Origin of the sequence: Rhizobium sp. NFR07 (genome assembly GCF_900111905.1) — a bacterium.
Lineage (GTDB): Bacteria > Pseudomonadota > Alphaproteobacteria > Rhizobiales > Rhizobiaceae > Neorhizobium.
Genome location: NZ_FOKM01000002.1, coordinates 126,639 through 138,661, shown reverse-complemented (window position 1 = coordinate 138,661; position 12,023 = coordinate 126,639). Strand labels below are relative to the sequence as shown.

Genomic DNA, 12,023 nt, shown 5'->3' with positions numbered 1-12,023 from the left:
TTCATGACCACGCTGACCAATCGCATCGCTTTCCAGGGCGACTATGGTGCAAATTCCGACATGGCGTGCCGCGACATGTTTCCGGACATGGAGCCCCTGCCCTGCCCGACCTTCGAGGATGCCTTCCAGGCGCTCGAAAGCGGCGAGGCTGACCTGGCGATGATCCCGATCGAAAACACGATCGCCGGACGCGTGGCCGACATCCACTACCTTCTGCCGGAATCGCGGCTGCATATCATCGGCGAATATTTCATGCCGATCCGCTTCCAGCTGATGGTGCTGCCGGGCGTCACCCATGACGAGATCCGCACCGTGCACAGCCACATCCATGCGCTCGGCCAGTGCCGCAAGATCATCCGCTCGAACGGCTGGAAGGCGGTCGTTGCCGGCGATACGGCCGGTGCGGCCAAGATGGTGGCGGAAAAGGGCGACCGTTCGATGGCGGCACTCGCCCCTCGGCTTGCCGCCGATCTCTACAAGCTCGACATCCTGGCCGAGAATGTCGAGGACACGGAAAACAACGTCACCCGCTTCGTCGTCCTGTCGCGCGACGAAAAATGGGTGCAGCGGAACAACCCGGAAGACGTTATCGTCACCACCTTCGTGTTCAACGTCCGCAACATCCCGGCCGCGCTCTACAAGGCGATGGGCGGCTTTGCGACCAACGGCATCAACATGACGAAGCTCGAGAGCTACCAGCTGGGCGGCAAGTTCATCGCGACGCAGTTCTATGCCGATATCGAAGGGCATCCCGACGATGCCCCGGTGCGCCGGGCGCTGGAGGAACTGCGCTTCTTCTCGGAGAAGGTTCGCGTGCTGGGCACCTACAAGGGGCACCCAATGCGCGGGACGCTGCAGAACGGGTAATCCGCCCGGCCACTCGCTTTGGGCTCGTGGCGTTCATCGCTGCAATCGGTTCGCCGGACCGATTGCTCAGGCTACGCCTGATCGCTCTTCACCCAATCCAGCCAGTCCTTCATCAGCCGATAGGCGATCGCGCCCTGGGCCGGGCCGAACGGTTTTACGTCCGGGCCGGCGTCCAGCATGGCCGCAACCTCCGCGCGGGAGAACCAGCGGACATCCGACATTTCCTGCGGATCGATGGTGATCTCGGTCGACGTCGCTTCCGAATAGCAGCCAATCATCAGTGAATGCGGCATGGGCCAGGGCTGCGATGCGTGATAGCGCACCCGGCCGATCTCGATGCCGGATTCCTCGACCGTCTCGCGGCGGACCGCACTTTCGATCGTCTCGCCCGGCTCGACGAAGCCGGCAAGGCAGGAATACATGCCCTCCTGAAAATGATGGCTGCGTCCGAGCAGGCAGCGGTCGCTTTCGACATCGACCGTCAGCATGATCACGACCGGGTCGGTGCGCGGAAACATCATGTGCTGACACCGGGTGCAGACGCGCTTGTAGCCACCGATATGCATTTCCGTCGGCGAACCGCATTTGCCGCAGAAGCGGTTGGCGGCGTTCCAGGTCAAGAGCGAAACGGCCTGCGCCACCTCGCCCTGCAGCTCGCCTTCGATCAGGGCTTCACGATAGAGCGCACGTGCATCGGTCGGCTTGTAGTGCCCGGCGAGTTCCTCGGCGGCGACCATGACCGGCACGGCGATCCGAGGTTCGCCGTTGTCGCGGTAGCCGAGCAGTACGGCATTGTCGAAATCGGGCTGCAGCTCGGCCAGTTCGTAGGCCGCAAACAGCGGGTCGAGGATCTGGCCGTCATGCTTGAGGATCAGCTTGGCGCCAGCGAAGGCGAGGATGTGCATGCCTTCGACGGCGAGCGCCTTCTCGACGCAATCGTCCGCCCGGTATTCGGCCCGCCGATCGAGCATATTGCCGGCGAAGGCGGTGAGGCTGCTCGGATCCGGATGAGGCACATCCGATGCGAAAAGGTCTTTTGTCATGATGCGAGATTTTCCGTCAGCCGGTTGATGAGGGCCTGCTTTTCCGTTTCGTCATAGGCTTGGGGCTGACCGAAACCCCAGATCGGACCGGGCCAGTTGGGATCTCCCTCCGACCGCGCGACGATGTGGACATGCAACTGACGGACGATGTTGCCGATGGCGGCGACGTTGATCTTTTCCGCACCCGTCGCCCGCTTCAGCGCCTCGGCGACCATGTTTGTCTCGAAAGTCAGGAGCGCCTGATCGAGCGGCCTGAGCTCGAACACTTCGCTGACCGCGTTGCGCTGCGGCACCAGCATGAGCCAGGGCCAGCGGGCGTCCTTCATTATTCGAAGCTGGCAGAGGCCGAGGCTTTCCACCAGTTCGGTATCCCTGGCGAGCCGGGCGTCCAGTTCAAATCCACTCAAGTGTTCCTCCCGGCATTCTCATTGCTATGATTTTCTGAAGGGTATCGCGATCCCAGGGGCTCGCGATACCCTTCAGGTCTTTGTTTTATCGCATGTCGTTTTCGCAAAACCGCTGCACACTTTTGCGCGACATGCTCTCGATACAGTTTTTTACAGTGTTGGCTTGCATTTGGAAGCATTATTGCCGATATGTGCGGCGGGAGGTTGGTGGTGGACGAGCCACTCGCCAACCGGGTCAGGTCCGGAAGGAAGCAGCCCTAACGAGCCAGGCACGGGTCGCCGTGCCAGCCTCCCACCTTCTCATCTTGGTCAACACCCGGTCCGGTCAAGATCGCCTCGGCCACCGGAATGGCCCGTACAGGCGGCCGGAAGGCCTATAGTCAGGACCTTATGAGCGACAGCGGGCCGACATCCTCCACTCCTTCTTCGTCGGCCTCGGCCGGCAGCGCCTACCGGGTGCTCGCCCGCAAATATCGCCCGAAGGATTTCTCCGATCTGATGGTCGGCCAGGAGCCGATGGTCCGCACGCTGACCAACGCTTTCGAGACCGGCCGCATCGCCCAGGCCTATATGCTGACCGGCGTGCGCGGGGTGGGCAAGACGACCACCGCCCGCATTCTCGCTCGCGCGCTCAATTACAAGACGCCGGAGATCGACCGTCCGACGATCGACCTTCGCATCCCCGGCGAGCACTGCCAGGCGATCATGGAAGGCCGACATGTCGACGTGATCGAGATGGACGCCGCCTCCCATACCGGCATCGACGACATCAGAGAGATCATCGAGCAGGTGCGCTACCGCCCGGTTTCGGCGCGCTACAAGGTCTATATCATCGACGAAGTGCACATGCTCTCGACGCAGGCCTTCAACGGCCTGTTGAAGACGCTCGAAGAGCCTCCGGAGCATGTGAAGTTCATCTTCGCCACGACCGAGATCCGCAAGGTTCCGATCACCGTCCTGTCGCGCTGCCAGCGCTTCGACCTGCGCCGGATCAGCGCCGCCGACCTCGTCGGCCTGTTCTCCACCATTCTCGAGAAGGAAGGCATTCCAGCCGAATCCGAAGCGCTGGCGATGATCGCCCGTGCTGCCGAGGGCTCGGCGCGTGACGGCCTGTCGCTGCTCGACCAGTCGATCGCCCATGGCGGCGGCAGCGTGCTGGCCGAGACCGTGCGCGGCATGCTGGGCCTTGCCGACCGCGCCCGCATCGTCGACCTGTTCGAGCATGTGGTGAAGGGCGACGTGACGGCCGCACTCTCCGAGTTCACGGCACAATACGAGGCAGGCGCCAATCCGGTCGTGGTGCTGACGGATCTTGCCGATTTCACCCATCTCGTCACCCGCTTCAAGTTCATTCCCGACGCCGCCAACGACCCTTCGCTGAGCGAAGTCGAGCGGGTGCGCGGCCGGGAGTTTTCCGAAAACGTCGCAGTCAGCGCGCTGTCGCGCATCTGGCAGATGCTCTTGAAGGGCATTCCCGAGGCGGAAGCCTCGTCGCGGCCTGCGGGCGCCGCCGAGATGGTGCTGATCCGGCTTACCCATGCCGCTTCGCTTCCCTCCCCGGAGGACGCGGCCCGCAGGCTTGCCGACTTCGCCAATGGCGACGCGGCACCGAACGGAATGCCGAATGGCGGCGGCAATGGACGCGGCGCGCCAATGGGTCAAGGCCCGAACGCTGTCGCTACCCGCGGCATCGAAATGGGCGGACAGCGCATGCCGTCCGGCGGCCCGACCGCCATGCTGAAGGCGGTTCCCAACACGAGCCCGCGCGAAATGCCGGTCGGCCGGATAGAGGAGCGTCCTTCCGAGAAGCCGGAGCCGACGGTTGCCGTGCGCTCGATGCACGATATCGTCGATCTCTGCACCAGGAACCGCGACCCGAGGCTGAAGGCGCTGGTGCGCAACTTCGTCCGGCTGGTGAAGATCGAACCGGGCCGCCTCGACATCCGCATGACGGACGGCGGACCGGGCACGCTGCCCGGCGAGCTCGGCGTCAAGCTGAAGGAATGGACCGGTATCCATTGGATCGTCTCGCTCAGCAAGGAAGAGGGCGAACCGACACTGGTGGAAGCGGATGCCAGCGCCCGCGAGGCGCGGCTGACCGATGCCCGCTCCGATCCCGATATCGTGGCGATCCTGGCGCAGTTTCCCGGCGCCAAGATCACCGACGTCAGAATCCGCGCGACGGAAGAAGACGAAAATGACGCCGAGGATGCGCCGGCACCGGCGATCGCCGAATCCGAAGAGGGCGACATCCTGCCCGGCGACGACATCGAAATCTAGTAAAAGCAAGAGGATACACCGATGCGCGACATCATGGGCATGATGGGCAAGGTCAAGGAAATGCAGGCCAAGATGGAGACGATGCAGGCGGAGATCGCCGCGCTCGAAGTCGAAGGCACGGCCGGCGGCGGCCTCGTGACCGTCAAGATGAACGGCAAGGGCGAGCTTCTCGGCCTCAAGCTCGATCCGTCGCTGTTCAAGGAAGACGATGTCGAGATCCTCGAAGACCTGATCGTTGCCGCCCACAAGTCGGCCAAGGACCGGGCCGAGCAGATCACCGCAGAAAAGACCAAGGAACTGACCGCCGGCCTGCCGATCCCGCCCGGCATGAAGCTGCCGTTCTGATAGCACGACCTCTGGGAGGAGGCTGCGATGACGCTGACATCCGTACTGGTATTTGCCGCCGCGCTGTTCGTGGCGGCCGGGTCGCCCGGGCCCAGCATCGCGGCACTCGTCTCCCGCGTGCTGTCCAAGGGCTATCGTGACGTGCTGCCCTTCGTCGCGGCAATGTGGGTGGGCGAGGCCATCTGGCTCTCGTTTGCGGTCGCCGGTCTCTCGGCGCTCGCCGAAAGCTTCCACGTCGTCTTCGTGGCCATCAAATGGGCCGGCGTTGCCTATCTTCTCTATCTCGCCTGGAAAATGTGGTTCGCGGAGCCCAGTGGCGCAGACGGCGAGCTGCCGGAGAGCCGGTCGGCGCTGAAAATGTTCTTCGCCGGACTGACCGTGACGCTCGGCAATCCGAAGATCATGATGTTCTACGTGGCGCTATTGCCTTCGATCATCGATCTCAACGGCGTGACGCTGACAGGATGGCTGGAACTGGTCGCGGCGATGCTGATCGTGCTTGCCGCTGTCGACATCGTCTGGATGACGCTTGCCGCCAAGGCGCGGCAGTTCCTGAAAAGTCCGCGGGCGGTCAGGATCGCCAATCGCATTTCAGCCGGCACGATGGCAGGCGCGGCCGCGGCGATCGCGGCGCGCTGATACCTGACTTTTAGAAATTATACCGGACGCCGATGACGTTGGCGTTCGATCCGCCATGCATATCGCCGAGCGTGCCCCAGGCGCCGGACCGGTGATGCAGGCGCCAGAAGACTTCCAGTTCCGGACGGGAGACCGTGCTGAAGCTGAGTTCCGGGCCGAGATAAAAGAGCGTGCTGGCGTCGCCGTTTCGCTCTTCCTCGTTCTTCTTCTCGCGGCCTTCCATCGTTTCGGTGACATGGCTGATGCCGAAGGTGAAGGAGGGGATGATGCGGATCGTATTGGCGATCTCGATGCCCTCATAGCGGCCGACAACGCCGCCCCAGATCTCCGCATTGGTATTGCCACGGAAACGGCCCGCAAGACCGGCTTCCAGGCCGAATTTCAGATCACCGATGCTGTAAGGGAAAAACTGGTAGCCGATGCCGAAGATCGGATGGTTCTCGTATCCGACACCGAAGGGATTGGTCGATTCCGCCATGTCGCCGTCGACCATCGCGCCGCCAAACCCGAAGATCGCCTGATCCGTGTGCTCCTCCGCGAAGACCGCCGTGGCCGCGGTCACATGAAGCAGCAGTACGCCGGAGTACAGACCAACAGGAAAGCGCCTCACAATACTCATCGAATACTCCGTCTTCACATCATGCTATGCGGTATATGGCCTGATCGAAAACAGGCAACATCATCAAGTCTCACGGTTTCGTTACGATTTCCTTTTTTAGACTTACCTGTGCCGCTTCCGTCACTTTTTATCGCTCCGGTTGCGCCCCGGCTTCGAACATCGCCCGTAAGCGTGTCCCGATCGGCGCAGCGAGGAAACGCGCCCTCTCGTTCTCGGCCAGGTTCCGCCCAAGCGTTGCCAGCAATTCGGAAAGCAGGACACGCTCGCCGGCATAAGGCTCGTACTCAACGGGAACTCCCGGTGAGACCGTTCCCTGCCGGATGACCCGGCAATAGATGCCCGGACGGGCGGCCCTCAAGAAGCGCTTTGCGAATTGCCTGTCCTCCATCCGGGCCGCGAGCGTGTTGCAAGGCGAACGTGGACAGGTCGCTTCCAGGATCACCTCTCCAATGCGCAACCGATCGCCGACGGCGACATCGCGGTTGTCCAAGCCGTCGATCACGAGGTTTTCGCCGAATGTGCCGAACGGAAGGTCGCGACCTAGCTCTGCGGCCCACCAGTCGAGCGTCAGTGTGCCTTCGAGCAGGATCGCCTGATCGGGTCCGCCGTGATGCTTCCTGTTGCAGACCGCATCGCCGACGACGCCGAGCGTGTCGATCATCATCGCTGCATTGACCGGGGCCTTGTAGATGCCGGTCCTGTAGCTTTTGCCGGGCAGGCGTTCGGCGCTGCCCGTGCAGATCGCGAGAAGTTTCATCGGCCAAGTGTCCTTGCGGCGTTTCCGTTTGCCCGACATATGGGCTAAAGGGAGGACATGGCAAAGCGAGTCACCGGCCCCGAAATCGAAAAACTGATCCAGCTCCTGGCGAAGGTTCCGGGCCTCGGGCCGCGGTCGGCCCGCCGCGCGGCGCTGCACCTGATCAAGAAGAAGGATCAGCTGCTCGGCCCGCTGTCGCATGCGATGGGCGAGGCCTATGACAAGGTGAAGATCTGCTCGCGCTGCGGCAATGTCGATACATCCGATCCCTGCACCGTCTGCACCGATATCCGCCGCGACCACTCGATGCTGATCGTCTGCGAGGACGTCTCCGATCTCTGGGCGCTGGAACGCGCCGGTGCGATGAACGCCGCCTATCACGTGCTCGGCGGCACGCTGTCGCCACTCGACGGCGTGGGTCCCGACGATCTCAATATTCGCGGGCTGGTCGATCGCGTCAACGAGGGGACCGTCAAGGAGATCATCATCGCGGTGAATGCCACCGTCGAAGGCCAGACGACGGCCCATTACATCACCGACCAGCTGTCCGATTTCGACGTCAAGATCACAAGGCTGGCCCATGGCGTGCCGGTGGGCGGCGAGCTCGACTATCTCGATGAAGGCACGCTGACGGCGGCCTTGAGGGCGCGGACGGCGATCTGATTTCAGGAGGCAACGGATGCGCAAGTTCACCCCCCTCTGGCCTGCCGGCCATCTCCCCCACAAGGGGGGAGATCAGCTGGGCGTGCGCTCACTGGCCCAATGCAGCGTGTCTGCCGGGGACAGGGGATTTTTTGGGGCGAAGGTCCGGCCACTTGTGATCTCCCCACCTGTGGGGGAGATGCCCGGCAGGGCAGAGGGGGGCTTGCTAGCGCAAACAGCAAAGGTCCTGTTCGCTACACTCCTCGCCCTCCTCCCCCTCCCCGCGCTTGCCCAGAACAAGCCCGACGTCGAACGGCAATTCCAGCGATGGATCGCCAGCGATCTTTCTCCCGAAGCCCGCAAGGCCGGGGTGTCGGCGCGTACGATCGATGCCGCCTTCAAGGGTGTGACGCTGAACTGGGATCTGCCGGATCTCGTGCCGCCCGGTTCCAAGCCGCCGAAGCAGCAGGACCAGAGCCAGGCGGAATTCTCCTCTCCCGGCGCCTATTTTTCAGAGAAGCGGCTGCAGGGCCTTGCCGCCACCGGCCGCGGTCTTGCCTCCACCCATGCCGCGACGCTGAAGCGCATCGAGGCGGCCTATGGCGTACCGGGCGAGGTGATCGTCGCGATCTGGGGCCGGGAATCCGGTTTCGGCAAGGCTCGGCTTCCTTATTCAGCAATCGAAGTGCTGGCGACCAAGGCCTTCATGTCGACCCGCAAGCCGATGTTTCGCGAGGAGCTGATCGCAGCGCTGACGATGATCGAGCGTGGCGACGTCAGCGCGTCCGTGATGAAGGGTTCCTGGGCCGGGGCGCTCGGCCAGCCGCAGTTCATGCCGACGAGCTATCTCAAATATGCCGTCGACTTCGACCAGGACGGGCATCCGGACATCTGGAACTCCGTGCCGGATTCGCTTGCCTCCATAGCGCACTATCTTCAGCAGGAAGGCTGGCAACGCGGTCGGGACTGGGGTTTTGAGGCTTCGATCCCCGTCAATGTCTCCTGCGCGCAGGAAGGTCCGGACCTCGCCAAGCCGATTTCCGCCTGGGCCTCGACCGGCATCACGCGCATTTCCGGCAAGGCCTTTCCGTCTTCCGAGCTGAAGGCGCCGGGGATGATGCTGCTTCCGGCCGGACGGAACGGTCCCGAATTCATCGTCACGCCGAATTTCTACGTCCTCAAGGAATACAATAATTCCGACCTCTATGCGCTGTTCATCGGCAATCTCGCCGACCGCATCGCCTATGGGGTGGGCCCGTTCCAGGCAAGCTGGGGCGATGTCGGCAAGATGTTGCGTTCCGACGTGCTTGCAATGCAGAAGGCATTGGTCGCCAAGGGCTACGACGTCGGCAATGTCGACGGGTTGCCGGGCTTCAAGACCCGCCGCTCGCTGGGCGACTGGCAGGCCAAGGCCGGGATTGCGCCGACCTGCTATCCCGATGCTTCGCTGAAGGCCAAGTTACGTTAGGTCGAGCTTCAGCCCTTCATGGCTCGCGACGAAGCCGAGTTTTTCATAGAAGCGGATCGCTTCCGGTCGCTGCTTGTCCGATGTCAGTTGCACGAGGCCGCATCCGCGTAGCCTCGCCTGCTCCATCGCCCATTCGATCATGACCGTTCCGAGCCCGCCGCCCCGGTGCGCGGCTGAAATTCTGACGCTTTCTATCTGACCCCGCCACATCCCGCTGCGTGAAAGGCCGGGGATGAAAGAGAGCTGCAGGCAGCCGATTACGCGGTCATCGTCATCGACGGCCACCGCCAGCAACTGGTTCGGATCGGCTTCGATCGCGGCGAATGCTTCCAGATAGCGATGATCCGTTCGGACGGAGGCACTTTCCCTGGCTTTACCCAGCGGATCATCCGCCAGAAGAGCCACGATGTGCGGCAGATCGGCGGAACGGGCCTTGCGAAACTCGGCCATGGCTCAATGCAGATCCACATGGTGCTTGTGAAAGATGTCGCTCTTCGGCGGGATCGTCTGGCGCTCGATCATACGATGAACGCGCGGCCCCTCCTCGCCCTTGTGCAGCTTGCGGATCGCGTCCCATATCTCGGCGTCGATCTGCAGCCTGCGCCGGTTGTGCCGGACGTAATCCGCCCAGGTGGCGGTGTGATAGCTCTCGGTCCAGATGTCGGGATGCTCGAGGTCGCGCATCAGCGCCCACTGGCGGGCACCGTCGCGGATCCTCACCCGGCGACGGCGCGACATCAGCATCAGGAATTCGGGAATGTCGGCCTCGCCGATCTCGTAGTCGATCTGCAGCACGATCGGTCCGCTTCGCGGCTGGAGATCAAGACGCAGCATAGGCTCGTTGAAGCGGTTGAGGGGGCTGAGATCCACATCGGCGAATTGCGGCAGCGGCGAGCGAAGCCCTGCCGCGGCACCGACCAGCATGGCGAGGCTTGCGAGACTGAGAGAGACCGAAACGCCGAATGTCTCGGCCGCCACGCCCCAGACCCAGCTGCCGACGGCGATGCCGCCGAATGTGGCCGTCTGGTAGAAGGATAACGCACGCCCGACGACCCAGCGGGGCGCCGAAAGCTGCACCGTGGTATTGAACAGCGACAGCGCCAGAACCCAGCAGGCGCCGGGGATCAACAGGACGAGCGCCGTCAGCGCCGTGTTGCCGCTGAGTGCTATGACGGCCGAGCTCGCGGCAAAGCCGACAAAGGAGAGCCGTACGATCGCTTCGCTGGACAGCACTTCGCGAAGCCTCGCATTGGCCATCGCCCCACCGATCGCGCCGACGCCGAAGGCTCCGAGCATGACGCCATAGGTCAGCGGCCCGCCGACGACCAGATCGCGCGCGACGATCGGCAGGAGCGCGAGGATTGCACTTGCCGCAAGGCCGAAAAGGAGGCCGCGACAGAGCACGTTGAGGATGGTCGGCGACATGGAGACATAGCCGAGGCCCGCCGACAGTGCCCTGAGAAGGGTTTCGCGCGGAAGGCTGTCGTCGCGGCGCTCAGGCTTCCAGCGCAGGAGCGCGAACATCAGCGCGACATAGCTCGCAGCATTGACGGCAAAGGCGGCGGCCGCACCGGCGGCAGCAACGATCGCGCCACCGATGGCGGGGCCGACGCTGCGGGTCATGTTGAAGCCGATGCTGTTCAGCGTCACCGCCTGCGGCAGCATCTCCCGGGAGACGATATCGCCGACCGAGGCCTGCCAGGACGGATTATTGAGCGCCACGCCGCAGCCGATCAGGAAGGTAAAGAGCAGAAGCAGCCAGGGCGTCAGCAGACCGAGATAGGCAAAAACCGTCAGCGTGATCGAGACGACCAGCATGAAGCCCTGGGCGGCAAGCATCAGGCTGCGGCGGTTGAAATTGTCGGCAAGCGCACCGGCAATCAGCGAGAACAGCATGATCGGCAGCGCGGTGGACGCCTGAACCAGGGCCACCATATCCTGCGAACTGGTGATCGAGGTCATCATCCAGGCCGCGCCGACGGCCTGGATCAGGCCGCCGAAATTCGATGCAAGGCTCGCTATCCATATCGTGCGGAAGGTTTTGTTCTTGAACGGCGCGAGTGTTGCAATTCTCTCCGGCACGATCTGGTCCCCGTTTTTTATTCTTGCCTGTTGACCGGTTATAGACCCCGAGCGGGTTAAATCCAGCGGAGATGGGGCAGAAATGGTCCAGTCTTGCAATTGCGGGACCGAGGGCGTATATGGAGCCCATATTCTTGATCGTCCGATGAAGAGTGGGCCCTCCCGGACCCGCTCTTTTTTGTTAGGCGATCGCTTCAGCCCGCATCCTTAAGCGGGAATTGAACCGGAGAGCTTATGCAGCAGACAGACCACGAGCCGCGTCTCATCGTCGAGACAGGACTCGACCTGAGGATCGCCGAGATCATCGAGCCGGTATTGACCGCAATGGACTTCCGGCTGGTCCGTGTGCGCATGCTGAATCAGAACGGCATGACCCTGCAGATCATGGCCGAGCGCAATGACGGCACGATGGATGTCGAAGGCTGCGAGGCCGTGTCGGTCGCCATCTCACCGGTTCTTGATGTGGAAGATCCGATCGATCGCGAGTATCATCTCGAAGTATCCTCGCCCGGCATCGACCGGCCGATGGTGCGCAAGTCGGATTTTGCCCGCTGGACCGGCCATCTGGTGAAATGCGAGACGTCGATCATGATCGACAACCGCAAGCGGTTCCGCGGCAAGATTACCGACGTCAACGAAGAGGGCTTCACCCTCGAGCGCGACCAGGTCGCCTATGGTGAAGAGCCGCGCGTGACGATCCCGTTCTCGGCACTGGCCGAGGGCAAGCTGATCCTGACCGACGATCTGATCCGCGACGCGCTGAGGGCCGACAAGATGGCCAAGCAGCAGGCCGCGAACCAGAACGACGAAGACGAAACCGAAGACAACGAATAACCGACCAACACACTGGCTCTTTCCGAGGAGGCAAGAGCCG

General features: G+C 62.8%; 13 protein-coding genes and 1 other RNA gene. 8 read left to right on the top strand and 6 right to left on the bottom strand.

The genetic code is table 11. From position 1 onward, the window contains the following. Positions 1 to 3: 3 nt before the first annotated feature. Entirely contained in the window at positions 4 to 867 is an 864-nt protein-coding gene (locus BM216_RS04235) for a prephenate dehydratase (RefSeq protein ID WP_092995514.1), read from the top strand. A gap of 71 nt (positions 868 to 938) precedes the next feature. On the opposite strand, the gene nudC is transcribed toward BM216_RS04235, so the two are convergent. Both nudC and BM216_RS04225 read right to left on the bottom strand, forming a co-directional pair. Then, complete coding sequence (gene nudC, locus BM216_RS04230) at positions 939 to 1,910, bottom strand: NAD(+) diphosphatase (protein WP_092995511.1); 972 nt, start codon at positions 1,908 to 1,910, stop codon at positions 939 to 941. Then, positions 1,907 to 2,317, bottom strand: coding sequence for an HIT family protein (locus BM216_RS04225; protein WP_092995508.1), 411 nt, complete (start codon positions 2,315 to 2,317; stop codon positions 1,907 to 1,909). The genes nudC and BM216_RS04225 overlap by 4 nt, the downstream gene beginning before the upstream one ends. Positions 2,318 to 2,516: 199 nt before the next feature. On the opposite strand from BM216_RS04225, the gene ffs reads away from it, so the two are divergent. The 4 genes from ffs (at position 2,517) to BM216_RS04205 (ending at position 5,581) form a co-directional block, all read left to right on the top strand. Then, positions 2,517 to 2,613, top strand: an RNA gene (ffs, locus tag BM216_RS04220) — signal recognition particle sRNA small type. A 94-nt stretch (positions 2,614 to 2,707) separates the two neighbouring features. Beyond that, positions 2,708 to 4,597 carry a DNA polymerase III subunit gamma/tau gene (locus tag BM216_RS04215; RefSeq protein WP_092995505.1) on the top strand — a complete coding sequence of 630 codons (1,890 nt, stop codon included), beginning with the start codon at positions 2,708 to 2,710 and terminating at the stop codon, positions 4,595 to 4,597. A gap of 21 nt (positions 4,598 to 4,618) precedes the next feature. Further along, positions 4,619 to 4,942: a YbaB/EbfC family nucleoid-associated protein gene (locus BM216_RS04210; protein ID WP_092995501.1), complete on the top strand. Its 324-nt coding sequence runs from the start codon at positions 4,619 to 4,621 to the stop codon at positions 4,940 to 4,942. A 27-nt stretch (positions 4,943 to 4,969) separates the two neighbouring features. Continuing rightward, positions 4,970 to 5,581 (top strand): LysE family translocator, encoded by a 612-nt coding sequence (locus BM216_RS04205; RefSeq protein WP_092995498.1) that lies wholly within the window; start codon positions 4,970 to 4,972, stop codon positions 5,579 to 5,581. Positions 5,582 to 5,591: 10 nt separating this feature from the next. Here BM216_RS04205 and BM216_RS04200 read toward each other — a convergent pair whose 3' ends face one another. Together BM216_RS04200 and BM216_RS04195 are read right to left on the bottom strand one after the other, a co-directional pair. After that, positions 5,592 to 6,200: a hypothetical protein gene (locus tag BM216_RS04200; RefSeq protein WP_177230707.1), complete on the bottom strand. Its 609-nt coding sequence runs from the start codon at positions 6,198 to 6,200 to the stop codon at positions 5,592 to 5,594. 127 nt (positions 6,201 to 6,327) lie between these two features. Further along, positions 6,328 to 6,957 carry an MOSC domain-containing protein gene (locus BM216_RS04195; RefSeq protein ID WP_092995495.1) on the bottom strand — a complete coding sequence of 210 codons (630 nt, stop codon included), beginning with the start codon at positions 6,955 to 6,957 and terminating at the stop codon, positions 6,328 to 6,330. Positions 6,958 to 7,014: 57 nt separating this feature from the next. On the opposite strand from BM216_RS04195, the gene recR reads away from it, so the two are divergent. After that, on the top strand, positions 7,015 to 7,620 hold the full coding sequence (gene recR, locus BM216_RS04190) for a recombination mediator RecR (RefSeq protein ID WP_092995493.1): 606 nt from the start codon (positions 7,015 to 7,017) through the stop codon (positions 7,618 to 7,620). 202 nt (positions 7,621 to 7,822) lie between these two features. After that, positions 7,823 to 9,067, top strand: a complete 1,245-nt coding sequence (locus tag BM216_RS04185; protein WP_244530075.1) for a lytic murein transglycosylase — start codon at positions 7,823 to 7,825, stop codon at positions 9,065 to 9,067. On the opposite strand, the gene BM216_RS04180 is transcribed toward BM216_RS04185, so the two are convergent. Then, entirely contained in the window at positions 9,059 to 9,517 is a 459-nt protein-coding gene (locus BM216_RS04180; RefSeq protein WP_092995488.1) for a GNAT family N-acetyltransferase, read from the bottom strand. The genes BM216_RS04185 and BM216_RS04180 overlap by 9 nt on opposite strands. Before the next feature lie 3 nt (positions 9,518 to 9,520). Next, on the bottom strand, positions 9,521 to 11,149 hold the full coding sequence (locus BM216_RS04175) for an MFS transporter (protein WP_092995483.1): 1,629 nt from the start codon (positions 11,147 to 11,149) through the stop codon (positions 9,521 to 9,523). Between the two features lie 234 nt (positions 11,150 to 11,383). On the opposite strand from BM216_RS04175, the gene rimP reads away from it, so the two are divergent. Continuing rightward, positions 11,384 to 11,983, top strand: a complete 600-nt coding sequence (gene rimP, locus BM216_RS04170; RefSeq protein ID WP_092995480.1) for a ribosome maturation factor RimP — start codon at positions 11,384 to 11,386, stop codon at positions 11,981 to 11,983. Positions 11,984 to 12,023 lie beyond the last annotated feature (40 nt).